The sequence below is a fragment of the Pseudidiomarina sp. WS423 genome (assembly GCF_050750165.1).
GTDB lineage: Bacteria > Pseudomonadota > Gammaproteobacteria > Enterobacterales > Alteromonadaceae > Pseudidiomarina > Pseudidiomarina fusca.
In genome coordinates, this window is sequence record NZ_JBOJLN010000007.1 from 47,030 (window position 1) to 70,018 (window position 22,989).

Genomic DNA, 22,989 nt, shown 5'->3' on the forward strand with positions numbered 1-22,989 from the left:
AGTAGTATGACGTTCAAATCTTTGTTTTTCGGCACCCTGATGGCCCTCGGCTTAGCTACCTTGGGCGCTACTGCACAAGCACAGCAGGCCAATCAACAAGCACAACAACTTGAACAGTTGGTCGGTTTGTTAAAGCAGCATCCCGAAGTGATTGGTGACGTGCTAAATAGTGTTGAGCGTTACATTGAGGGCAAAGAAGCCAGCCGTAATGCTCAAGCTAAATATGAAAGCTGGTTATACGACAACGACAAGGTGCAACCTTGGTATGGCGCAGCCGATCCCAAACTGACCGTGCTGGTTTATACCGATTACGATTGCCCTTATTGCAAACGCATCGAGCCTCATTTACAGCGGTTAGTGGAAGAGTTTGATGGGGTTAAGGTGATTAATATTGTGGTGCCGTTACGCCAGCAACAAACAGAGGGTAGTAACGTTAACCCGTCTGAGTTCGCCATGAATGTGTGGCAGCATCAACCTGAGCAATACCCTGAAGTAGCCAAGCTGCTTTACGCTAAAAACGGCTTGCACACAGCTCAATCGATAGAGCATGTGGCCCGCTTAACAGGAACACGCGGACAACTCAATAATCCCCAAGTTGCCCGTCGTAATTTGATGGAAAACTACAAAGCTTTTAGCGATTTTGGCTATCGCGGCACCCCAACCATTGTGGTGGGCAGCGCGGTGATTCCTGGCTTTGTGGAATACGACCAATTACAAGCCTTAGTGCAAGAGATGCTGGATTAAAACGCTCGTGATTTTAGAGGTGCTGTGAGCAGGCGTAGGCACTGCTCCATGCCCACTGAAAATTATAGCCGCCAAGCCAGCCAGTAACATCCATCACTTCACCAATAAAATACAACTGAGGCTGGATGATGCTTTGCATCGTCTTAGAGCTGATTTCTTTAGTATCAACACCGCCGAGGGTCACTTCGGCGGTGCGATAGCCTTCGGTGCCGTTGGGCTTAAGACGCCAAGCTTGAATGTCCTCGGCGACTTTTTGTAGCAGCTGATTATTGCAATCAGCGAGGTTCTTGTCAGGCCACCCTTGGCTCTGAGCTAGCACTTGTACCAAGCGTTTGGGCAGCCATTCTTGCAAAGCGCTGCGTAGTCCTAACTTTGGGCGTTGTTGACGCAGTTGCTGTAACTGCTGCAACAACTCAAATCTAGGCAGTAGATTAATATCGATAACTTCACCAGCTTGCCAGTAGCTGGATAGCTGCAGCATTGCAGGACCAGATAAACCACGATGGGTAAACAGCATTGCTTCAGTGAAGCTGGCGCTCGTTTTAGCATCGGCTGCCGTACTAGCAATCACATCAACCGCTAAACCAGAAAGCTCCGCATACTGTTGTTTATCGGTGTCATGCAGAGTAAAAGGTACTAAGCCAGCGCGTACGGGCAATATGGTATGCCCGAATTGCTCGGCTAGTTGGTAACCGAAAGGCGTTGCACCAAGTTTTGGCATAGATAAGCCGCCGCAGGCAACAACCAGAGCAGTACTAGTTAACTGGCCTTGTGAGGTGGTTAACTCATACTTCTGCTGGTGGTATTCAACTGCAGTTATGTCGGTGCGTAATTGTACTTTGGCGCCATACTGCTTACATTCTTTGAGCAGCATAGAGACAATGTCTTTGGCGCTTACATCACAGAACAACTGGCCTAAGGTTTTTTCATGATAAGCAATACCATGGCGCTCAACCAGAGCAATAAAGTCCCATGGAGTGTACTGTTTTAATGCAGATTTACAAAAATGAGGGTTAGCCGAGAGGTAGTTTTCAGCACTCGCAAACATGTTGGTGAAGTTGCAACGTCCACCACCAGAAATGAGAATCTTTTTACCAGCTTGTTTAGCATGGTCCAGCACTATCACGCTTTTGCCTCGGGCTGCTGCGTGTGCAGCACAGTGTAAACCGGCGGCACCCGCCCCAATGATAATCACGTCATAATGCTGAACTGCTTCACTCATGGACTAGGGTTACTCGCCTGTTAAAGCTGCTAGCACGTGCTCAGCACTGCTTACACCAAAGGTTTTTTCATCTTCCACAAAGAGGTGGGTGACAACACCATCTTCAATCACCATAGCGTAGCGTTCCGCGCGCAAGCCGCCAAACGAGCCTGTTGCTTTAGTCAGCCCTAGTTGTTGATGGTAAGAACCATCACCATCAGCTAACAATTGCACTTTGTCATTCACATTGAGGGCCTTACCCCAAGCGCGCATCACAAAAGCATCGTTTACGGCCACGCAGGTAATAGTCTGCACCCCTGCTTGTTGCAGTGCAGCAGCATGCTCAACAAAACCTGGCAGGTGTTTCTCTGAACAGGTAGGAGTAAAGGCGCCAGGTACTGCAAAGAGGATATGACGGCCTTGGGCAAACATTTCTGCTGGATTAAACTGCTGAAGGCCAACATCACCTAAAGCGGTTAAAGTACCAGCGGGAATACGGTCATTGACTTGAATCATGAGATTGCTCCGTTAAGTAAATATCGAATCGATGTTTTTTGCTTATTACTTGGCTCTGAGGTGGTTGTTGATCCAGAAAATCAGCGTGCTGTGGACGCTTAACGACCACCCGATACTGCGCCTTGGCGCGCGCATCTGCTAGCAGCTGGTCGGCATCATGGTCGGCCCCAACTAACTGCTGAAACATTTGCATGTCCTTTTTTACGGCTGCGCGTTGTTTTCGATCGTTTTTCGGGTACATGGGGTCTAAATAAACCACCTCGATAGACCCTTGATAACTGTCGTCATACCATTGTAACCGTGCGGCCAAGCTAGCATCGCTGTGCTGCAGCCGCTGTAATCCGTCCAACAGTAAGGCTGCTACCACTGGGTTGCGTTCGCGCAGTAAGACAGTAGCCCCCAGCTGAGCAAGCACCAAGGCATCGCGACCTAAGCCAGCAGTACCATCTAGGATAGTTGCTGATTTATATTTAGCCAGGCCACAGGCGCGGCCGATCGCTTCATCTTTAAGGCTCGCCTTGGCCGCCCGAAAGGCTGCTTTACCCTGACTAAAATCAACCACCAGCGGCAACATCTTAGGCGCAGCAAGCCAGCGAAGTTGTAGCTGGGTAGGGGTAAGTTCAAGCACAAATTCATACTGGTCTAAATTAGCGTTCGTAGCGCTAAGCACTTGCAGTTGGCAGCGTTGGGCTAACCTTTGTGCATAGTCATGATCTGCCCCAGTCAGCACCAGAATGGGTACCTCGGCAGCATTCATACGGCGCGCTCCATATCCACATGAGGGATGTCATCCTCAAGATATTCGGCACTGGTCTCAATAAAGCCTAAGCTTTGATAAAAGTCGCGTAGATATACTTGCGCACCGATTTGAATAGGCTGAGTCTTAGCATGTTGTTGGCAAATCGTGATTGCACGCTGCATCAACTCACGACCCAACCCACGGCCACGAGCATGGTTAGTTGTTAATACTCGGCCAATGCGTGATGGCGTGTGCGCATCACCAATAAAAATACGAGCGTAGGCGCACAGCTCAGCTTGCGCCGAGGACGCATCCCATGCGACCAAATGCAGAGCCTGCGGGTCTTTCCCATCAGCGTCTAAGTAGGGACAGGTTTGTTCAACCACAAACACCTCTTGGCGCACTTTCAAGATGGTATACAGCTCACTGGTGCTGAGCTGAGGAAAGGATTTTAGCTGCCAGTTCATCGTTATCTGCTTCTCACTCGCCGAGTTAAAGGAATGACATTGGCGCGCTCAGGTTGAGTGTAGAGCGCCAGAATCTCTGCAACCTTGCCACGACTATCGCCTTTGGGGCTAATAAAGCGTGCTACTTGTAAGCTTTGAATATCCGCATCTTGGTACAGCAATCGTGTTAGTTCCGTATCGTGATTACTGATCAGCACCGGGATGCCGCGTTTATGTGCGGTATGAGCGGCGCGACGAGCTAACTCATGCTGGTGCTCGAGGTTAAAGCCACCGCTAGCATAACTGGTGAAGTTAGCGGTAGTGCTGAGCGGTGCATAAGGAGGATCGCAATACACCACATCGCCTTTACGGGCACGACGAAACACCTGCTCAAAACTCATACAGGTAAAGACGGCTTGCTGGGCTTTTTCTGCAAAAAATTCTAATTCTGCTTGTGGAAAATAAGGCCGGCTGTAACGTCCAAAGGGCACATTGAATTGTCCTGATAAGTTGTAACGGCACAAGCCATTGTAGCCATGGCGATTCAGATACAAAAACAACAGTGCACGCTGATATAAGTCGCTACTTTGATTGAATTGCTCTCGTAGTGAGTAATAGGCATCAGCGGTATTATTTCTAAGAGTAAACAAGCGCGCAGCATCATCAATAAAACGTCGCGGCCGGCGTTTGACGATCTTAAACAGGTTGATTAAATCTGGATTAACATCGTTAAGAATGTATTTGTCGTAATTGGTGTTCAAGAACACCGAACCGGCGCCGACGAAAGGCTCAATTAACTTGTTGCCCTCTGGCAAGAGCGCAGTGATAGGTTCAATAAGACCATATTTGCCCCCAGCCCATTTCAAAAACGCACGTTTCTTAAGCATCAGCCGATCCTAACATCAGTTTGCTGAAGGGCTGTGAACTGCTACAAGCGTTGATTGCTGTCGCAATCACTTGCCAATCACTTAAGCCAATTATTTGAGCTTGGCCAATGGCGGTAGGGAGAATAAATCGAATCACTCCGGCTTTTACTTTTTTATCGCGTTGCATGTAATCTTGCCATTGCTGCAACGTTAGTTGAGGAGCTTCAACCGGTAACCCCAGTTGCTGCAAGAGTTGCCGAATTCGATGCAGATCTGTGCTGGCTAGTTGGCCGGTTTGTTCCATCAAGGTGGCCGCAATCACCATTCCTGCGGCGACCGCCTCACCGTGGCGCCAATGTTGATAATCGGCTGCTTCGATGGCGTGCCCAAACGTATGCCCTAAATTGAGTAAGGCGCGTTGATGCTGTTCAGTTTCATCCGCTGCGACAATGGCGGCTTTAATACTGCAACTTACCTTGATTGCTTGAGTTATTGCGCTGGTATCCCGTGCGCATAGAGCGCCGGCTTGCTGCTCCAGCCACGTGAAAAAATCAGCATCGGCGATAATGCCGTACTTAACTACTTCAGCAAGGCCACAGGTGTAATCACGAGCACTGAGTGTTTGCAGGCAGTCGGTATCGATTAACACCCCATGGGGCTGGTGAAAGGCGCCAATGAGGTTTTTACCAAGCTGATGATTAATAGCCGTTTTACCTCCTACCGACGAATCCACTTGCGCCAGCAGGGTGGTTGGAATTTGATAGAAGGTCACGCCCCGCTGATAGGTTGCTGCAACAAAGCCGGCCAAATCGCCAACCACACCGCCACCTAAGGCAATAATGGCACAGTCACGCGCAAAACTATGACTAATTAGGGTATCCATGATGGCTTGATAGTTAGGTAAGCTTTTTTCGGCTTCGCCATCACCAATTTCATGCACCACCACCTGATGTGCCGCCAGCGACTGTTTTACTTTGGCTAAATAGAGCGGTGCTACCAGGGTGTTGGTAATGATTAAAATCTGCTGAGGAAGATTTGGAAATAGCGGACTGCGTTGCAACAGGCCGGGTCCAATCTCGATCGGATAACTACGCTCACCCAGACCAACGGTGATTTGTTGTATGGGTGTCTGCATGAGCGTCTCCGAATTTATACGTTGATGTGTTCGATAATTTGGTCAATCACTGTCTTTGCATTTTGTTCGTCTGTACGAACAATAACATCAGCAATCTCTTCGTATAAAGGATTACGGATTTCAGCCAAGTTTTCTAGTACTTCGCGAGGATTTTCTGCATCCGCGATCAGAGGGCGTCGTTTATCACGTTGGGTTCGTGCTAATTGCTTATCGATGGTGGTTTGTAAATAGACCACCACGCCTCGCGCAGAAAGGCGATTACGGCTCTCTTTGCTTAAAATCGATCCGCCACCAGTAGCTAACACAATGCCAGTGTTTTCGGTGAGCTCTTCAATGACTTTTTCTTCACGCGCACGAAACCCGTCTTCGCCTTCTAATTCAAACACCCACGCAATATCAGCACCGGTACGGCGCTCAATTTCAGTATCAGAATCGAAAAATTCAAGATGGAGTTGGCGTGCTAATTGTCGCCCGATGGTACTTTTACCAGCCCCCATAGGGCCCACTAAGAAAATATTACGTTTTTCAGCCATTAGATGCTTTACTTCACTTGTTTAACTAGCTGTGACTCACGGAATCCGGAGTGTCTCAAGACCTTCCTTTACCCAACCAAAAAGATGCGCGATTATCGCAAGTCACAGCCATTTAAGCAAGGTTTACGGATTATTGGTCACAATTCGTGGCGTGACAAAAATTAATAATTCACGCTTTTCGTTCACTTGGTTTTCCGTTCTAAACAATACCCCAACGTAAGGGATGTCACCAAGCAAGGGTACTTTGGAAATATCATTAAGAATTTGCTGTTGGTAAATACCACCAAGCACAATGGTTTCGCCATTCTCTACTAGAACTTGAGTGCCAATTTCTTGGGTATCGATTGAAACCGCCGGCCCAGTAGGGGTGGTTACGGTTTCGCCACGGGTATTTTGGGTGATCACCAAATCAAGAATCACGCGATTATCAGGGGTGATTTGTGGGGTTACTCGCAGCCCCAGCACGGCCTTCTTAAATTGCACCGAGGTTGCCCCAGAGGAGGCACTTTCTACGTATGGAATTTCAGTACCTTGCTCAATGTAAGCGGCTTTTTGGTTTGCTGTGGTAATGCGAGGACTCGCAATGATCTCACCTTTGTTCTCTCGTTCTAACGCAGACAGCTCCAGATCAAGTAACCGGCCGTCGGCTAATTTAGCGACTTGAAAACCTATGGTTGCAGCGGGGCTACTTACCGGCAGGTTGACATTAAAATCACCAGTAATAGAGGTGCCTGAGCCCCAGGGTAGTGGCAAACTAGTATCCACGCTAGGCTCAGTAATACCCCAGCGGATCCCCAGTTCATCGCTAATGTTGTCGCGTACGGTCACCATTCGGCTCTCGATAATCACTTGTTTTACTGGAATGTCTAAGACCTCAACCATGGCTTTGACGCTGTCGATCTGCTGCTGGGTATCGCGTACCAAGAGCGTATTGGTACGCTCATCGACCGTCACAGCTCCTCGCGAGGACAGTAAATCAGAACTATCGGTGCGTAAAATAGCTGCGATCTCTGCAGCTTTAGCGTAATTAACCTGAATATAGGAGCTGGTTAATGGCGCTAGTTCAGCCATCCGTTGATTGGCTTCTAACTGCTGCTCTTCACGCTGCGCTAACTCAACGGCTGGCGCCACAATCAGAATATTGCCATCAATGCGTTTATCTAAGCCTTTAACGCGCAGAATCGTTTCTAACGCTCGCTCCCAAGGAACATTGTCTAAACGCAGGGTGATATTACCGGTGACAGACTCGCTCGCCACCAAGTTGAGCTGGTTTTCTTCTGCCAAAATTTGTAAGAGCTGGCGTACCGGTACGTCTTGAAAGTTTAACGAAATGGGTTTTTGATTTTTATCTAGCGCTGCTTGCTTGGGCTCGGTGCGCTCGGCAAAGGTGAGGCGCAGATAACCATCCAACTGCTCCAGTTGATGTCTAAAATCGCTCTTGCCGGCAATTTTTAAGCGCGCATGACGGCCTTCTTGAAAGGTTTCAACGTAGCCTATGGGGGTATCAAACTTACTAACATCAAGCACGTATAATAGGTCGTCAGGTAACTTAGTATTAAACAGGGTAAGCTCAAGCTGCTGCTTGCTAGCATCGAGCTCGTGTTCAATTTCAGCGCCCTTAAAAGCGATGCTGAGCTGGCCAGTAGCACCACTTAAACCAAAGTAATTGATGGAGGTGACTGTGCTATTGCTAGCGTTTTGCGTAGCGATATAGGCGGCACTGGCGGTACGTAACTCAGGGTCGCGAGCTGGCGGCTGTGGTGACGGAGCTGGCTCTGCTGGGGCTGAGCGTGGGGCTGGCTGAGCAGGAGTCGTTGCAGCGACAGCATCAGGGGCTTTCTTACTCGCCACAAAGACTAAGACCATCACTTCGCCCATGCGACTCATCAGGTGTTCCAGCGGCTTGGTGGTGCTAACCCGTAACAACACATCGTCGCGTTGCTGCTCTACTTCAACCTGATCTAATAGTGGGTGCTCACCTACGTTCAACAGCCCAGCAAGAGCGGCTGCTGAGGTGCCACGCAATAAGAATTCATGCACTAACGGATTGCTATGACGTCGCACCACAGGGGCATCTACGCGTTCGCTAAAATGCGCCTCCAAGTTGAACCGCTCCGGGCCTAAGCCGATTTTTTCAACGCGGATCAGGTCGTTAGCATAAAGAGTGGCGGGTAGTAATAGCGCCAAATAACAGACCGTGCGAATTAAGTGCTTCATGTTTTTTTAATTCCTTTGCGAATTCAGCAAGGTTAACGAAACATCGCGTCGCTGCCAACAGCCGTCGCCGGTAGCTATCCACTCGCGAATTGCAATTGCTTGAGGTGAGATGGTTAATACCTCACCCATATTTAAACCAAGGTACTGGCCTTGGGTTACTCGATACAGCCGGCCTTCGTTTGAAACCACCAGCGCCGTAAGCCCACTAGCGCCGGTACGTAAGGTGCCGGTAAAGGTTAATTGGTCTAGCGCAACCGCCTCCAGCGCACCCTTTGCCCGATTTAGATTAGGTTGTGGGCAACTGCCGGCGCCGCTTTGAATTGCCTGCGCTTGCACCGGCGTCGGTTGAAAAGGATTGCGGGCGGATTGGCCCAAATAGCCCATGCGCGCTAACTCTGGTAGCTCTGGGGCAGGACTAATGCCGGGCTGGGCACGCTGTTGCACGCCCTGCTTGAATTGCTCTAAATCACTCAAACTCACTGGGGCACACCCAATCAGCAGGGCACAAGCGACACTAACAAAACTGAGGCCTAGACCACGAGGTAGCAGACTTATCATGGTTCTGCCCTCAGGGTTTGCTGCTGATAGGTCTCAGCGGTCACAATTAAGCGAATGGAACTGCTGCCGTCTTGCAGTTGCATGGTGAAATTCTTAACACTAATGATGCGGTCTAGGCTGGCAATTTGCCCAACAAACTCACCAATCTGATGATACTCACCTTTGAGCTCAAACCGCATCGGCAGGGCAGTATAAAACTCGCGTGGTTGGGGCGGTAGCCACTCAATACGATCAAATTTAAGCCCACTGCGAGTGCCAATCAAGGTGATATCGTCCAATAACTTAGGTGTTTCATCGTTGTTGGGCAGCATTTGCAGCAGTACTTCTAAGTTTTCATTCAACGTATCTAATTGCTTACGATACAGCGGCAAATTAATGGCTTCGTTGAATTTGCTCTCGAAGTCTTGGCGCAATTGTGCCTCTTTGGTTTGCTCGCGCTGATAGGCTTTTAACTCGTCAGCTAATACAAAGTGATAGCTAAGACCTAGTACGATAACCGCTAGTAGCACCAGAACCGCCACTCGAAAGGGTCGCGGCCAAAATGGTAATTCATTGATATCAAGTTCACGAAGGCTATCTAAGTTAACACTCATGGCTTGCCTCCGGTATCACCGGTAGCCAAGGCTGTGGGCACAATATTAATGGTTAAGCTAAAAGCATCGTAGCCCAGGCCATCAGCATCAGGAATGCTGCGGTCGTTAGCGCTGGCGGCCACCACGTTACGTAGCTCGGGTTGAGCAAACGTAGGAGAATCTTTCAGCGCTCGTAAAAACTCAGCAACCCGGTTATTCGAGCTACTACGGCCGTTAATGGTTAGGGTTAACTCGCGTTTTTCTACCGAGTGCAAATACACCCCATCAGGAGTGCGCTGAGTTAATTCATTAAATAAGGTAATCGCTGTGTTACGGTCTTCGTGTAAGGCTTGAATTAGTTTCATTCTATTCAAGACTTCATCTTTTTTCTTATTAATATTACGGATTTCAGCGATTTGACTATCCAGCACCAAAATTTCTGATTGCAGAAATTGATTCCGACGCTGTTGATAGTTCTTGTAATCATTAATTAAAAAGTAGGCCACCGCAAAAATGAGAGCAGCGCTACCTAAGGCTAAAGCAGCGTGTATCCCAAATCGAGTTTTGGCTCGTTGCTTGACCGTTTCGCGCCACGGTAGCAGGTTTATATGTGCCATGGTGCGTAACTCCGTAAGGCTAGCCCCAAGGCTTCAACAAAGCGAGGGCCGTGTGCATGCAAATGGCTCAACTTATCGGGCAAGGGGAAATGCTCAAAAGGATTAAGTACATGCACAGGAAAGGAAACCTGCGCTGCAATCATATCTTGTAGAACTGGAATCATAGCCCCGGTATTAATCAAAAATAGCGCCGCAAAGCCGCGTTCAACCGCGTTACTTTGGTACATTTGGATGCCTCGAGATACTTGGCTGCCTAAATCATTGAGCATGTCATCCAAGATATAATCGGGGTATTGCTCATGTTCACCGCTACGTAATTTGGCCAAAACTTCGCCATGCTTGTTGTAATCGCCTTCGGTAAGGGCATTGAGTAAGGGCTGTAAACCACCGGCTTGAAAGCGGTTGCTAACTACCTCGCCATCAACCACTACAACCAATTGCATTGCCGAGACGGCAATGTCGACCACCACGTATGGTAAATTACTGGCAGCCACGTCTGGATAAAGATGGGGTAACACATGATTACAGGTGCGTGCTACCGCATGGTTATCCACATCCATGACCGCTACTTTATAGCCGCCAGCTTCGATGGCTTGGCTGCGAGTACTCACACTTGAGGCTCGAGCCGCCATCAACATGACGCGTTGCTGCCCAGGTAGCGAAGGATGTTCTCCTAGACTTTCGTAATCGTAAACATGGTCTATGGCCGTATCAACGGATAATAGGTCAGGGTCTGATTCGATTTTTTCGCCAATAGCTTCGTCATCCAGCTCAATATCCATCGCTATAATACGCTGCATGGCTTGATTACCGGATATCGCAGCCACCGCAACACGCGCATGGCCCATGCGTTTGCGTAGCTGGGCAATCATTTTGCCGAGCTTGTCTATATCGACAATCTCATCACCATCCATGATCTGTTTGGCCAGCGTCACCTCGGCCACATGCTCAATGCTGTAGCTGTTATCGGTAGGCATGATCTCGACACCACGAACGGCCTCTGCTGAGATATCAATACCTAGCCCCGGTTTCTTACCAAAGCCAAATAAACCCATGGAACTCCCCTAACTGGAATAGGAATAGTATAGCGCACGTGTTATTAAAATTGTTCTATGCGAATGATCATATTAAGCGCAAATGTAATGATCATGCAAAGCACTTTGCAAATTCTAAATAATCGTTCTGTTTATTCTGGTATCTTTCTATAATATGTAGAACTTATACGCAACCCGCGAATCAACAGATGACACGGATACAAGGGGCGACTTTTTGAAGATTTTGAAGTGGTTTTTATGGATAACGATCACTACGGTGGTGCTAGGTGCGCTCACCGTAGCCGGCTTATATTTATTTTTAAAGGATGATTTACCAAGCGTTGCCGAGCTTAAGCAGGTGCAATTACAAACTCCCATGCAGGTCTATTCTGCCGATGGTGAGCTGATTGCGCAGTTTGGCGAGATACGCCGTATTCCTTTGCAATTAGACGAAATTCCGAAACCATTAATACAAGCTTTTCTGGCAACTGAAGATCAGCGCTTTTATGAGCATTTTGGCATCGACCCCATAGGTGTGGCTCGGGCCTTCTTTTTATTGGTCAGCACAGGCGAAATTCAGGGCGGTGGCTCGACCATCACCCAGCAATTAGCGCGTAACTTTTATCTCAGCTTTGAACAAACCTGGTCGCGTAAAGTAAAAGAAGCTTTTATTTCGTTGCGGATGGAAAAAGAGCTCAGCAAAGATGAAATTCTTGAGCTTTATTTGAATAAAATCACCTTTGGCCATCGTGCTCACGGCGTGGGTGCGGCAGCCCAAGTGTATTATGGTAAAGATGTTAAAGACCTGACTTTGGCGCAGATGGCTATGATAGCTGGTCTCCCGAAAGCGCCCTCGACCATGAACCCTATCAGTAACCCTGAGCGCGCTGAACAGCGACGGGCGGTGGTATTAGGCCGGATGCTGGCAGAAGGTTTCATTACCGATAGTCAGTATCGGCAAGCCTTAGCTGAGCCCATTGCGACTAAGCTACATGGCGCTGAAGTAACCATGGATGCGCCTTATTTAGCTGAAATGGTGCGTGCTGAAATGGTCAATCGTTACGGCGAAGAGATGGCTTATACCAGCGGCTTTAAGGTTTATATTACCGCCAATGCCAAGCAGCAACGTGCGGCTCAGCAGGCCGTTCGACTGAACTTGCACGGCTATGATGAGCGCCATGGTTATCGTGGGCCAGAGCAAGTGTTGTGGCCAGCCGACGCCGAGCCCTGGACCGCAGAAGCTATTAATCAGCATCTACAAACCCAAGAAAATATTGGCTTAACAGAACCCGCAGTAGTGATCGAAGTGGCTGAGCAACAAGCCACGGTGCAATTAAGTCATGGTCGCCTTGGTCGTCTAGCATGGTCCGCCCTAGCATGGGCAAGACCCTACCTGCATGCCGATCGGCAAGGGCCTGCACCGCAACAAGCGGCGGATGTGCTTAAAGTCGGCGAGCAAGTACGAGTAAGACAAACAGAACAAGGCTGGCGCTTAGCGCAAATTCCTGAGCCGAGCGCTGCTATTATTGCGCTGCGCCCCCAAGACGGCGGCATTGCTGCTGCCGTTGGTGGTTATAGTTTTAGCGTGAGTCAATATAACCGAGCAATTCAAGCCAAGCGTCAGGCCGGCTCTAACATCAAGCCCTTTATTTATTCTGCGGCATTAGAAAATGGCTTTACCTTAGCTACGCTCGTGAATGATGCCCCGATTAACCAATGGAATCCAGGCAGTGGTGTTGCTTGGCGACCACGCAATTCACCGGATGTGTATGAAGGTCCGATTCGAGTTCGGCAAGGTTTAGCTAAATCGAAGAACGTCGTTTCGGTACGTTTATTGCGTGCGCTAGGAGTAGACACCACGGTTGAATATCTAACTCGATTTGGTTTTGCCATCGATGAACTACCGCGTAACGAATCATTATCGTTGGGTTCAGCTTCGATGACGCCGTTAGAAGTTGCACGCGGTTATGCGGTATTTGCGAACGGGGGCTATCTGGTGAATCCTTATTTTATTGAGCGGATTGAAAATAGCCAAGGCGAGATCCTTTATTCGGCCCGCCCAGCAGTAGCCTGTGTGCTTTGTGAAAGCGGTGAGCGTGAGGTGTTACCTGCCCCGCAGGTGATTACCGAGCAAAATGCCTTCTTGATTACGCAAGGGCTGCAATCAGCAGTGTGGGGTGGCGGTAGCTGGCAGCATCGTACTGGCTGGAACGGCACCGCTTGGCGAGTACAGCAATCTAAGCCCCTGATTAACAGAGCTGGCCGTAACGTCGTGGGTAAAACAGGTACTACCAACGATGTGAAAGATACTTGGTTCTCGGGCTACGTCAGTGGTTTGGTAACAGCTGCATGGGTAGGCTTTGATAATCTAGAGCGGGCTTTGGGCAGCACCACCATGAATGAGAATCTAAGTAGTGCGGAGCAGCCCATTAGCGGCACAGAGGCGGGGGCAAAGACGGCCCTGCCGATGTGGATAGACTTTATGGAAGTGGCGGTGCAAGATGTTCCGGTGGAGCCTTTTATTGTGCCACCGGGTTTAGTCTCGGCGCGTATCGATTTGGCGACGGGTAAACTCAGCCGTGCCAATGATTACACTTCCAGATTTGAATATTTCTTGCCGGGCACAGCGCCCACTGAGTATGCCAAGGGCGAGACTAATCGTGACATCTTTGCTGAGGATGACTCGATTTTCTAGTGAGCCTAAGCTCACGTCATAAGACCTAAAAAAAGCTGGTAGGGCATAGGCACTACCAGCTTTTTTGTGGTCATTGCTAGCTTAGCGCTGGCTAATCAAGCGACTTAACAGTTGATTCAAATCAGATTGCACACCACCGGCGGTTACTTCTTTACCTGCGCCTGGGCCACTAATAACTAGGGGCATCTCGTGGTACCAATCGGTATAAATCACAAAAATATTCTCGCCCGGAATGAGGTTGGCCAGCATATCGCCTTCCGGAATATACTCAATGCCTACACGAGCCCGCACGCTGTCGTCATCTTGTACTGCAAAGCTAGCCAACAAGCGCGGTACCTTGCCGGTTTTTTGTGCATCAAGATAAAGGTCATGCATGCCAGCATCAAGTTCAGGTAAGCGCTGCATAAACTCATCTAAGGAAATATCAGCCAAGCTTTCTGGTAACAGACTGTCGACATCAATGTCTTGCCAGTCTAAGCGCAAGCCGATTTCACGAGCCAAAATCAACATCTTACGAATGATATCTTGGCAGGATAAATCTTCGCGTGGATCGGGTTCGCTCAGGCCTCGAACTTTGGCTTCGCGCACCAAATCGCTGAAATTTACTTCAGCGTTAAAGTTCTCAAACAACCAACTCATGGTACCTGAGAAGATACCCGAAATACTTCGAATGGTATCACCCGAGTTACGCAAATCATTCAGCGCGTAATTTAATGGTAAGCCAGCACCGACGGTGGTGTTGTAGTACCATTCACGTTCGTACTCGCGCTGAATGGTGCGAATTTCGTTGTATTGCGATTCGCCTGACGCACCCGCGCGCTTATTGGCACTGATAATGTGCAAACCGTTGGCAAAAAAGCTCGGATACAGTTGTGCTACCGCAATAGCATCGGTTAAATCCAGCATCACCAATTCATCATAAGGCGCATTTGGTAATTCGGGTATCAACTGACTCATCTCGTACGGACGCGCAAATTGATCAAATTGCTGCTCCCAATCATTGAGACCCAGACCGTTGTAATCTAACCACATTTGTTTGGAGTTCAGGATCCCGATGATGCGGACGTCCATTTGCTCGTTGATACGTTCACGCAAGCGTCGATAAAGCGCTAACCAAGCGCTACCAATGTTGCCACGGCCTACCACCAACACGCCAAGACTGCGGCGATAGTTAAATAATTGGCTGTGAATACGATTGAGTAAGCGGTTATCCAGCTTTTGCTCCAAAATAGCAATCACTGCATTGTTATCTGGCGAAAACGCCAAACGCCGCAGGTTCTGTGCGCTTAACTCGGTTTTAAAGGTGCTGTACTGGGCCGTCTCTTGAATCCGATTACCTACCAAGGCAATCATCGAGTAGCCTTCCATCTGCACCACATGATCCGCTTTATCTACCTCAAGTAACCACTGCTGTAAAAAGTCGAGATGGTTTTGGTGATAGGCATAGTAGGCATGATGTTGTGCTACTTCGTTCCAGCTAATAAGCGGAGTCAGTTCTAAATTTTCAAATTTATCAATCAGCTGGGCATCGCTTAAATCAACTCTAAACAACACCACGTCGGCTAGCGACGTTAACACCTTGCCTTTAGCTTCGGTATCTTCGTATAAGCCGATACGAGTTTGCTGATTCTCTACCTTCAAACTAGAGCGTACCGCAATCACCATGCGTTCGCGGTTAACCGGCTGGAAGGTACGCGGGTGTAACACCGGGCTACCTAACCGTGCCAGTTCTTCAGCTTCTTGCCAATCTAGAATAGGTAGGCTCACCACCCGCTCTACTTTACGCGGATCCGCTGAGTACACCCCAGCCACATCCTTCCAGATAGTGACCTGCTTAGAATCTATTAAGCTACCAACGAGGGTGGCAGAATAGTCACTGCCGTTACGACCTAAAATTAAGGAACGCCCACTAGGGTCGGCACAAATAAAGCCGGTCACAATAAATCTTGTACCCGGGTGAGGTGCAATGCGGTTGAGCAAGCCAGCACGAGATACGGGCACCTGAATCAGTGGCTCGGGCGCATCTTCAGCTACCAAGAACGTACGGGCATCAATGTAATCGGCGGTGACCCCTTGCTGTTGCAATAGGGCTGCTAATAAACGGGCACTCCATAACTCGCCGTAGGACAGCAATTCAGGCTTATGGGTAATTACTTCTTGGTCGTTTAACCACCCGTACCAGCGCTTAAAATCTTGTTGCGATAGGTCTAGTACGCGTTGTTGGTGGTCACCGTTAAGCAACTCGTTGATCAGCCCTTGCTGATATTTTTCGAGTTGTTTCAGCAGCACTTCGGCAACGCCACGGTCATCAGCTTTGGCATCAATAATGGCAAGAATACGGTTGGTGGTATCGCCCGCAGCAGACACTACGACCAAATCGCTAGCACCGGCGTATTCGCTAACAATGCGAGCGACGCGACGATAACAGTAGGCATCGGCCAAACTGCTGCCACCAAATTTGTGAACCTGAACTTGCTCGGCCACGGTTTGAATTTGCTCGGGGGTAACTTTAACCTCAACCGTCATGATGCGTGTGCGTTCTCCTGTGTGCAGCGGTCTGCTGATAATGAATGAACAATAATTATAGGGGGTAGCCCCCATTCAATAAAGCGCGCGATGCATAAAGTTGGTGACCTTAGCATGTGCTTACGTGAGTTTTACTGTGCAAGATTAAAACGAACAGATAAAGAAGTATAGACCGCTATACGTATAAAGTTGACTGATTTAATATCCACAGTACAATTCACCACAAGCTTTAAGGTTTTTAACTTTTTATTTTGCTGAGTTTGCTGACTGTCATTAGCAGTTGCAGTCAGCCCAGCCAATGAACAGGGTGTATAGGTGCGGTATGGAATGGGATGGTGAGTATATTTACCCGTATGTGGAACACGGTAGAAAGAGCGAGCACGTAAAAAAAATTACGGTGTCTATTCCTACCAAGGTACTCAAGGTGCTAACCGATGAGCGAACTCGTCGTCAGGTCAAGAACTTACGTCATGCCACCAACAGTGAGCTACTGTGCGAAGCTTTTTTGCATGCTTTCACTGGGCAACCGCTGCCTACCGATGATGATTTACGCAAAGATAATCCACATAAAATTCCTGCCGAAGTGCGGGCTGAATTAGAACGGCGTAACCTACCTATTCCGGAAGTAGAAGATCTGTACGACGACGAAGATTAACGAGGGTTAATTTGTAGCACAGCGACCAAGCAATAACCCGTGGCAGCAGCACTACTTCTACTACGGGTCACTTGCAGGGGCGGTTAAGTCTGGTTATTTCAATAAATACTCAAGCGCGGTCTCGTCACAGTTCTCTTTACGAGGACAGATGTCGCAGTCCTTCATCACTTTTTCTGGTAACGCATCTTTCACCGTCAGCTTAAAGTTCAACTTGCCAAAGAACTCAGGTACACGGGTTAGCACTATGGTCCGTTTAATCCCAAGCTCACGTGCCTTCCAGAGTAACCAAGCGACCAATTCTGCTCCCAGCCCCTTACCTTGCGCTTGTGGAAATAATCCTAAGCTACGAATTTCGGCCAAGCCAGTGGTGTAGACGTAAAGTGCTGCGCAGCCTACCACTTCATCATTCATTTCTGCTACGGCAAAGCTCTGAATCGCTTGCAATACATCCGCTTTGTCACGAGGTAAGTTTTCACCTTGCTCAGCCCAGTAGGCGATCAATTCACAAATCTTGTCGGCGTCTGCTAAACGAGCTTGGCGCACATGTTTACTTGCCGCTTCGGCCGCATGTAACCAGTCTTCGGCGTGCTTGATAGCTAGTTTAACGGCGCTTGGGCCGGTGCCACCCAGAGCCTGCCGCTTATGCAAACCGTATTGGCTATCAAGAACCTGATAGACATCGGCTTGCAACTGCGGACACACTTGTTGCATGGCGGCTAAATCGAGCTGCTCGAGTGCTACGCCAGCTTGCTGAGCCAAGAGCACTAAGCTACCGGTAAGGTGATGAGCATCCCGAAACGGAATCCCTTGCGCCACCATGTAATCAGCCAATTCAGTCGCATTGCTGTAGCCCAACAAAGCTTGCTGGGCGGCATGGTCTTGATTCACCGATAACTCAGGTAAGGCGAACGCGAGCATGGCCAGACAATGCTGATAGGTCTGTAGGGCATCAAACAGGCCTTCTTTATCTTCTTGCATGTCTTTGTTGTAGGCTAATGGCAAGCCTTTTAAGGTGATGAACAACGCTTGTAAATGGCCCAGAACTCGCCCTGTTTTGCCCCTTAACAACTCAAACAAATCTGGGTTCTTCTTCTGTGGCATTAACGATGAGCCGCTGCTGATACGGTCGCTCATGGCAAAGCAGCCACTTTCGCCAGAACAATAGAAGATGACATCTTCGGCCAGACGCGATAAATGCATCATCCCGGTGCTAGCGATATGCAGCAAATCTAGGGCGAAATCTCGGTCCGACACACCATCTAAGCTATTTTCGCATGCTTGACGAAAGCCAAGCTCGTGCGCCAACGCCTGCCGATCGATGGCGGCAGTTGTTCCTGCTAAGGCACCACTACCGAGCGGGCAGACATCCATCCGTTTGCCGGCATCGCGTAGCCGGCTAACATCGCGTTGTAGCATCTGTACGTAGGCCATAGCCCAGTGCCCAGCTACTATCGGCTGGGCCCGTTGCAAGTGGGTGTAGCCCGGCAATAAGCTGGTTTGATAGCGTTTAGCAAATTCGAGCAAAGCCTGCACAGCGGCTAAGTTTTCGCGAATGAGTTGCTGGGTAAACTGTTTACACAACAAGCGTAAATCAGTCGCCACTAAATCATTTCTGCTACGGCCGGTGTGAAGCTTCTTCGCAGTATCGCCAATCCGCTTGATCAGCTCGCCTTCCACCCAGCTATGAATGTCTTCAGCCTGGCTTTGCAAGGGCAACTGAGGATCAACCGTTACCGCCTGCGCTAATTCCGCCAAGGCTTGGTCCAGCTGTTGTTGTTCGGCAGAGCTAATCAGCTCTGCACTCAATAAGGCCTCAGCCCACGCCCGAGAAGCCTGGATATCAAATGGTGCCAGTACATAATCAAACCGCAGCGAGTCATTAAACTGCTTGAATTCATCGGCACTGGCTTGGCTAAAACGCCCGCCCCATAAACTCATGGTTGCTCCTTGTCGGCAGCTTCAGCTGCGGCAGTTTGATGTAAACAACGAATACGACTAGCTAAGCTGTACAAACGAATAAAGCCTTCGGCATGTTTTTGGTTGTAAACAGTATCCTCGTCAAACGTAGCAAAAGCATTGGAGTACAAGCTGTTGGGTGAACGTTTTTGCGTGACGCTCACGGTACCCTTGTAGAGTTTGACCACCACATCACCGGTTAAAGGCTTCGCAATTTGTTCTGCCGCAGCTAACATCACATCTTTGAGTGGAGTAAACCAGCGGCCATCGTACATAAGTTGCGCAAACTCGTTGCCCAAACGAATCCGATAATCTTGCGTGGTACGATCTAGAACTAAGCTTTCAAGGCCTTGCAGGGCTGCATATAAAACCGTGCCAGCAGGAGTTTCATAACAGCCGCGTGACTTCATCCCAACCAACCGGTTTTCTACCATGTCTAAGCGGCCAATACCGTGGGCTCCAGCAATTTTATTGAGTTGCTCAATTGCCGCTACTGCCGCAATCGGTTGCTCATTAATCGCAGTGAGGCTGCCAGCAGTAAAGCTTAACTGTAAATATTCTGGTTGCTCCGGCGCTTGCTCTGGGGCGACAGTCCAAGTCCATACTTGCGCTGATGGCTCGTTCCACGGGTCTTCTAATTCACCGCCTTCGGTAGAGATGTGCCATAAGTTAGCATCACGACTGTAAATTTTAGTCGCTGAAGCCGCACACGGAATATTGCGCTCAGCAAGATAGGCTAAGAGATCTGGCCGCGACCGCATGCTCCACTCGCGCCAAGGCGCAATCACGGTAAGATCAGGAGCAAGAGCGGCAAAAGCGGATTCAAAGCGTACTTGGTCATTACCTTTGCCGGTACAGCCATGAGCCAGTGCGTCGGCACCTACTTGGCGCGCTACCGCGACTTGTGCAGCAGCAATAATCGGCCGAGCGAGCGCAGTGCCTAATAAGTATTGGCCTTCGTATAAGGCTCCCGTTTTCAGCGTCGGGTAAATAACCTCTTGAGCAAACTGCTCTTTTAAATCAACAATGTGACAGCTGCTGGCGCCAGAAGCGATAGCTTTTGCTTCAACGCCTTCTAGCTCATCTTCACCTTGGCCCACATCGGCCACAAACGCTACCACTTCACAGTCGTAGTTCTCTTTTAACCAAGGCACAATGGCAGAAGTATCAAGACCACCAGAGTAGGCCAAAACAACTTTTTTAACAGATGCAGTCATGATTAAGCTCCAGCAAATAATTCAACAAGAATGGCGTTTTGTGCAAACAAACGATTTTCCGCTTGGTGTAGCACCAAGCTCTGTGGCCCATCGATAACCTCAGCCGTAACCTCACGACCGCGATAGGCAGGCAAGCAATGCATAAAGAAGCGCGCTCCTAGTTGTTTCATCAGCGCGCTATTAACTTGGTAGCTAGCAAAGTCATGCATCACCTCGTTACTATCGCGCTGCTGCCCCATCGAGAACCAAGTATCGGTATAAATAGCATCGGTTTGTTGCAGCTCCGTGATCTGGGTATGCAAGCTGATCTGGCTGCCCGTGGTTTGTGCCTGCTGTTGCGCTAAGGCCACCAAGGCTGGGTTTGGTTGATAATCAGCGGGGGTTACAATTTGCAAGTTCATCCCGGTAGCGGCAGCGCCAGCCATCAATGCTTGGCAGACGTTATTGCCATCGCCAATGTAGGTTAGAGTAAGGTCTGCTAGCTCGCCAGCATGCTCCTTTAAGGTAAGCAGATCCGCTAATGCCTGACAGGGATGGCACTCATCACTAAGAGCATTCACCACGGGTTTATCAGATGCGGCGGCAAGTTCGACCAAGGTCGCCTGAGCGTAAACCCGTGCTACGATAGCATCGTGCCAAAGAGCCAAATTAGCGCCAACATCACTGGCCGGCTCGCGTACTCCCATCAATTGCGCAGCATCAAGGTAGATGCTGTGGCCACCTAACCGATGAATACCTGCGGCAAAGCTGGCGCGGGTGCGTAATGACGGCTTTTCAAACAACAACGCAATACTTTTGCCTTGTAGGGTTTGCTGCCAAGCGCTCGGACGCTGTTTGATGGTCTGCGCCAATTCCAATAAATGAGTGACCTGTGCGCTGCTTAAATCGCGCATAGCTAATAAATCATGCATAGTAAATTCCAGTAAGTAATCAGATGGATAGCGTCGGCTTAATATCTAACGCGGGTTCCGGCGGCTTCACCCTTAGCCAAACGGGTGAGCGCGTTGGCATCTTGCCAGCCGGCCACCGCGATGCTTCGTCGCGAGGCGTGTGCAGCTTGCAATGCTGCTTGCAGTTTCACCACCATCCCGTCTTTGATGACACCACTGGCAATCAGGTCAGGAGCTTGGTCGGCGTGAATGGTATCGATGAGTTGACCGTGCTGGTCAAGAATGCCAGGCACGTCGGTCAGTAAAATAAGATCTGCATGTAGCACTTGGGCAATCGCTGCAGCAGCAAGGTCGGCATTCACGTTTAGCCGCTCGCCCGCTGCACTCACCCCAATGGAGCTCACAATGGGTAAATAATTCTGTTCAATCAGACTTTCTAGCAGTTGCGCTGAGCCCGGGCTAGGAATTCCAACCGCGCCCCGGCTGGTGTCTTGGCTGCACTGTACGGTGCCGCCAGCGGCTAGGGTTAAACCTACCGCAAGCAATTGATGTTGCTGCGCTACTGCGCACAATTGGGTATTGATATCACCGGCTAAGACTCCCGCCACAATCGGCATGTGGGCGACAGGCGTGATCCGTTGCCCATCTACTTTGTGGCTGCTCTGGCCAAGCTGTTGTAATAAGCTTTGTACTTGGTCGCCGCCGCCGTGAACCAGCACCAACGGCCGTAGTGCCGCAAGCCGTGTAACTGTGCTGAACAATTGCTGCAAGCAGTCGTTATCAGTGACCACGCGGCCGCCTAATTTGATCACGAGTGGCACGCTCATATCACAGCTCCAGCATGCAGTAAGCCACACTCAGTGGGTAAGCCAATGTATTGATTAGCTAATTGTACAGCTTGTGCAGCGGCTCCTTTTTGTAAGTTATCCAGAGCAACAGACACCACCAGTTGGCTACCTATCACAGTAACGTGCACATCCACATAAGGCGTGCCCACTACTTGCGCCAGCTTGGGTGGGGTTTGGCAAATTCGTACTAGAGGCTGGTCGGCATAGGCCTGATGGAAGGCTTGCTGCACTTGATGCGCGCTTACGCCTGCGGCTAATTGGGCGTACACAGTCGCTAGAATACCCCGTTTGAACGAGCCTAAATGCGGCACGAATAGAAGCTCGCAGCCCAACGTTTGGGCCATTTCAGCTTGGTGGCGGTGAGTACCAATAGCATAGGCTTGCAAGCTTACTTCACAGAAGCTGGTATGAGCTTGAGCTGCGCGTCCTGCACCTGAAACGCCACTAACAGCATTTACAATAGGGGCAATATCGGGCTTAAGCATGGCCCGCACCGGCATCAGTGCAGTTGCTGCTGCGGTAGGATAGCAGCCAGGCACGGCGATAAGCGGCTCGTCACCTTGTAAGTCAACCCATTCGGCTAAGCCATAAGGAACTGGCTGGGCTAAGTGCGGCTGTTTAAAGCCATAGGCCGCTTGATGCTGCTTAGCATCTTGTAACCGAAAAGCGCCAGATAAATCAAACACAGTCATGCCTGCCTTGATTAATAACGGCGCAAGTTCGGCACTGGCTTGATGAGGGAGCGCTAAAAATGCAACCCGAACTTGCTGGGCGACAGCGCCTAACAAGTTGGGATGCCAAGGTTGCAGAATCAGGTCACAGCGTCCGGCTAGTTGCGGATACAAAGCAGCGATAGGTTCTGCGGGACGTGCGCTAGAGGTAAACCCGTAGGCAACGTTAAATTGCGGGTGATTATGCAGCAGCCATACCAGTTCAACACCGCTATAGCCGCTGGCCCCAAATACAGCACAAGGAATTAATTTACTCTGGTTCATCCACAATCATACGTTACGCAGTTAACAAT

At 49.5% G+C, this 22,989-nt stretch carries 21 protein-coding genes; 3 read left to right on the forward strand and 18 right to left on the reverse strand.

Annotation, left to right across the window (positions count from 1 at the left end; genetic code table 11):
- Nucleotides 1–6 precede the first annotated feature (6 nt).
- Nucleotides 7–744, forward strand: coding sequence for a thioredoxin domain-containing protein (locus ACQ661_RS07790; RefSeq protein ID WP_110076444.1), 738 nt, complete (start codon nucleotides 7–9; stop codon nucleotides 742–744).
- A gap of 13 nt (nucleotides 745–757) precedes the next feature.
- Here the strand turns inward: ACQ661_RS07790 and ACQ661_RS07795 are convergent, their stop codons facing one another.
- The 12 genes from ACQ661_RS07795 to pilM all read right to left on the reverse strand — a co-directional run bounded on the left by ACQ661_RS07795 (nucleotide 758) and on the right by pilM (nucleotide 11,199).
- Complete coding sequence (locus tag ACQ661_RS07795) at nucleotides 758–1,966, reverse strand: NAD(P)/FAD-dependent oxidoreductase (RefSeq protein ID WP_431668092.1); 1,209 nt, start codon at nucleotides 1,964–1,966, stop codon at nucleotides 758–760.
- A 9-nt stretch (nucleotides 1,967–1,975) separates the two neighbouring features.
- Nucleotides 1,976–2,461 (reverse strand): peroxiredoxin, encoded by a 486-nt coding sequence (locus ACQ661_RS07800; RefSeq protein WP_153826280.1) that lies wholly within the window; start codon nucleotides 2,459–2,461, stop codon nucleotides 1,976–1,978.
- Entirely contained in the window at nucleotides 2,445–3,218 is a 774-nt protein-coding gene (locus ACQ661_RS07805; RefSeq protein WP_431668093.1) for a class I SAM-dependent methyltransferase, read from the reverse strand. The genes ACQ661_RS07800 and ACQ661_RS07805 overlap by 17 nt, the downstream gene beginning before the upstream one ends.
- Entirely contained in the window at nucleotides 3,215–3,667 is a 453-nt protein-coding gene (locus tag ACQ661_RS07810; RefSeq protein WP_313932926.1) for a GNAT family N-acetyltransferase, read from the reverse strand. Before ACQ661_RS07810 ends, ACQ661_RS07805 begins: the two co-directional genes overlap by 4 nt.
- A 2-nt stretch (nucleotides 3,668–3,669) precedes the next feature.
- A complete protein-coding gene (locus tag ACQ661_RS07815; RefSeq protein ID WP_110076439.1) occupies nucleotides 3,670–4,533 on the reverse strand; it encodes a Dam family site-specific DNA-(adenine-N6)-methyltransferase in 864 nt (287 codons plus the stop codon).
- Nucleotides 4,526–5,635 carry a 3-dehydroquinate synthase gene (aroB, locus tag ACQ661_RS07820; protein ID WP_431668119.1) on the reverse strand — a complete coding sequence of 370 codons (1,110 nt, stop codon included), beginning with the start codon at nucleotides 5,633–5,635 and terminating at the stop codon, nucleotides 4,526–4,528. The genes ACQ661_RS07815 and aroB overlap by 8 nt, the downstream gene beginning before the upstream one ends.
- 26 nt (nucleotides 5,636–5,661) lie before the next feature.
- Complete coding sequence (gene aroK, locus ACQ661_RS07825; RefSeq protein ID WP_110076438.1) at nucleotides 5,662–6,180, reverse strand: shikimate kinase AroK; 519 nt, start codon at nucleotides 6,178–6,180, stop codon at nucleotides 5,662–5,664.
- Between the two features lie 123 nt (nucleotides 6,181–6,303).
- Nucleotides 6,304–8,397 carry a type IV pilus secretin PilQ gene (gene pilQ / locus ACQ661_RS07830; RefSeq protein WP_228759481.1) on the reverse strand — a complete coding sequence of 698 codons (2,094 nt, stop codon included), beginning with the start codon at nucleotides 8,395–8,397 and terminating at the stop codon, nucleotides 6,304–6,306.
- A 6-nt stretch (nucleotides 8,398–8,403) separates the two neighbouring features.
- Entirely contained in the window at nucleotides 8,404–8,955 is a 552-nt protein-coding gene (locus ACQ661_RS07835) for a pilus assembly protein PilP (RefSeq protein WP_153826275.1), read from the reverse strand.
- Nucleotides 8,952–9,548, reverse strand: coding sequence for a type 4a pilus biogenesis protein PilO (locus ACQ661_RS07840; protein WP_110076436.1), 597 nt, complete (start codon nucleotides 9,546–9,548; stop codon nucleotides 8,952–8,954). The genes ACQ661_RS07835 and ACQ661_RS07840 overlap by 4 nt, the downstream gene beginning before the upstream one ends.
- Nucleotides 9,545–10,144 carry a PilN domain-containing protein gene (locus ACQ661_RS07845; RefSeq protein WP_153826274.1) on the reverse strand — a complete coding sequence of 200 codons (600 nt, stop codon included), beginning with the start codon at nucleotides 10,142–10,144 and terminating at the stop codon, nucleotides 9,545–9,547. The genes ACQ661_RS07840 and ACQ661_RS07845 overlap by 4 nt, the downstream gene beginning before the upstream one ends.
- Complete coding sequence (gene pilM / locus ACQ661_RS07850) at nucleotides 10,132–11,199, reverse strand: type IV pilus biogenesis protein PilM (protein ID WP_153826273.1); 1,068 nt, start codon at nucleotides 11,197–11,199, stop codon at nucleotides 10,132–10,134. The genes ACQ661_RS07845 and pilM overlap by 13 nt, the downstream gene beginning before the upstream one ends.
- A 214-nt stretch (nucleotides 11,200–11,413) precedes the next feature.
- Between pilM and ACQ661_RS07855 the strand changes: the two genes are divergently transcribed.
- Nucleotides 11,414–13,873: a penicillin-binding protein 1A gene (locus ACQ661_RS07855; protein WP_431668094.1), complete on the forward strand. Its 2,460-nt coding sequence runs from the start codon at nucleotides 11,414–11,416 to the stop codon at nucleotides 13,871–13,873.
- Nucleotides 13,874–13,954: 81 nt separating this feature from the next.
- On the opposite strand, the gene metL is transcribed toward ACQ661_RS07855, so the two are convergent.
- Complete coding sequence (gene metL / locus ACQ661_RS07860) at nucleotides 13,955–16,399, reverse strand: bifunctional aspartate kinase/homoserine dehydrogenase II (protein WP_431668095.1); 2,445 nt, start codon at nucleotides 16,397–16,399, stop codon at nucleotides 13,955–13,957.
- Nucleotides 16,400–16,721: 322 nt separating this feature from the next.
- Between metL and metJ the strand changes: the two genes are divergently transcribed.
- A complete protein-coding gene (gene metJ / locus ACQ661_RS07865) occupies nucleotides 16,722–17,054 on the forward strand; it encodes a met regulon transcriptional regulator MetJ (RefSeq protein WP_153826271.1) in 333 nt (110 codons plus the stop codon).
- 93 nt (nucleotides 17,055–17,147) lie between these two features.
- Here metJ and argH read toward each other — a convergent pair whose 3' ends face one another.
- From argH to argC, 5 genes are read right to left on the reverse strand one after another with little or no spacing between them, the layout of a single operon-like run.
- Nucleotides 17,148–18,992, reverse strand: coding sequence for an argininosuccinate lyase (argH, locus tag ACQ661_RS07870; RefSeq protein ID WP_431668096.1), 1,845 nt, complete (start codon nucleotides 18,990–18,992; stop codon nucleotides 17,148–17,150).
- The gene (locus tag ACQ661_RS07875; RefSeq protein ID WP_153826269.1) at nucleotides 18,989–20,227 is read right to left on the reverse strand and encodes an argininosuccinate synthase; all 1,239 of its coding nucleotides are present in this window, start codon (nucleotides 20,225–20,227) and stop codon (nucleotides 18,989–18,991) included. Before ACQ661_RS07875 ends, argH begins: the two co-directional genes overlap by 4 nt.
- Before the next feature lie 2 nt (nucleotides 20,228–20,229).
- On the reverse strand, nucleotides 20,230–21,138 hold the full coding sequence (gene argF, locus ACQ661_RS07880) for an ornithine carbamoyltransferase (RefSeq protein WP_110076429.1): 909 nt from the start codon (nucleotides 21,136–21,138) through the stop codon (nucleotides 20,230–20,232).
- A gap of 38 nt (nucleotides 21,139–21,176) precedes the next feature.
- Nucleotides 21,177–21,944 (reverse strand): acetylglutamate kinase, encoded by a 768-nt coding sequence (gene argB, locus ACQ661_RS07885; RefSeq protein ID WP_153826268.1) that lies wholly within the window; start codon nucleotides 21,942–21,944, stop codon nucleotides 21,177–21,179.
- The gene (gene argC, locus ACQ661_RS07890) at nucleotides 21,941–22,960 is read right to left on the reverse strand and encodes an N-acetyl-gamma-glutamyl-phosphate reductase (protein ID WP_431668097.1); all 1,020 of its coding nucleotides are present in this window, start codon (nucleotides 22,958–22,960) and stop codon (nucleotides 21,941–21,943) included. The genes argB and argC overlap by 4 nt, the downstream gene beginning before the upstream one ends.
- Nucleotides 22,961–22,989: the final 29 nt, after the last annotated feature.

What these genes read in the sequence shown, in the direction of transcription:
- ACQ661_RS07790 (WP_110076444.1), top strand. Translation starts at nt 7, where the DNA reads ATGACGTTCAAATCTTTGTTTTTCGGCACCCTGATGGCCCTCGGCTTA.
- ACQ661_RS07795 (WP_431668092.1), bottom strand. Translation starts at nt 1,966, where the DNA reads ATGAGTGAAGCAGTTCAGCATTATGACGTGATTATCATTGGGGCGGGT.
- ACQ661_RS07800 (WP_153826280.1), bottom strand. Translation starts at nt 2,461, where the DNA reads ATGATTCAAGTCAATGACCGTATTCCCGCTGGTACTTTAACCGCTTTA.
- ACQ661_RS07805 (WP_431668093.1), bottom strand. Translation starts at nt 3,218, where the DNA reads ATGAATGCTGCCGAGGTACCCATTCTGGTGCTGACTGGGGCAGATCAT.
- ACQ661_RS07810 (WP_313932926.1), bottom strand. Translation starts at nt 3,667, where the DNA reads ATGAACTGGCAGCTAAAATCCTTTCCTCAGCTCAGCACCAGTGAGCTG.
- ACQ661_RS07815 (WP_110076439.1), bottom strand. Translation starts at nt 4,533, where the DNA reads ATGCTTAAGAAACGTGCGTTTTTGAAATGGGCTGGGGGCAAATATGGT.
- aroK (WP_110076438.1), bottom strand. Translation starts at nt 6,180, where the DNA reads ATGGCTGAAAAACGTAATATTTTCTTAGTGGGCCCTATGGGGGCTGGT.
- pilQ (WP_228759481.1), bottom strand. Translation starts at nt 8,397, where the DNA reads ATGAAGCACTTAATTCGCACGGTCTGTTATTTGGCGCTATTACTACCC.
- ACQ661_RS07835 (WP_153826275.1), bottom strand. Translation starts at nt 8,955, where the DNA reads ATGATAAGTCTGCTACCTCGTGGTCTAGGCCTCAGTTTTGTTAGTGTC.
- ACQ661_RS07840 (WP_110076436.1), bottom strand. Translation starts at nt 9,548, where the DNA reads ATGAGTGTTAACTTAGATAGCCTTCGTGAACTTGATATCAATGAATTA.
- ACQ661_RS07845 (WP_153826274.1), bottom strand. Translation starts at nt 10,144, where the DNA reads ATGGCACATATAAACCTGCTACCGTGGCGCGAAACGGTCAAGCAACGA.
- pilM (WP_153826273.1), bottom strand. Translation starts at nt 11,199, where the DNA reads ATGGGTTTATTTGGCTTTGGTAAGAAACCGGGGCTAGGTATTGATATC.
- metL (WP_431668095.1), bottom strand. Translation starts at nt 16,399, where the DNA reads ATGACGGTTGAGGTTAAAGTTACCCCCGAGCAAATTCAAACCGTGGCC.
- metJ (WP_153826271.1), top strand. Translation starts at nt 16,722, where the DNA reads ATGGAATGGGATGGTGAGTATATTTACCCGTATGTGGAACACGGTAGA.
- argH (WP_431668096.1), bottom strand. Translation starts at nt 18,992, where the DNA reads ATGAGTTTATGGGGCGGGCGTTTTAGCCAAGCCAGTGCCGATGAATTC.
- ACQ661_RS07875 (WP_153826269.1), bottom strand. Translation starts at nt 20,227, where the DNA reads ATGACTGCATCTGTTAAAAAAGTTGTTTTGGCCTACTCTGGTGGTCTT.
- argF (WP_110076429.1), bottom strand. Translation starts at nt 21,138, where the DNA reads ATGCATGATTTATTAGCTATGCGCGATTTAAGCAGCGCACAGGTCACT.
- argB (WP_153826268.1), bottom strand. Translation starts at nt 21,944, where the DNA reads ATGAGCGTGCCACTCGTGATCAAATTAGGCGGCCGCGTGGTCACTGAT.
- argC (WP_431668097.1), bottom strand. Translation starts at nt 22,960, where the DNA reads ATGAACCAGAGTAAATTAATTCCTTGTGCTGTATTTGGGGCCAGCGGC.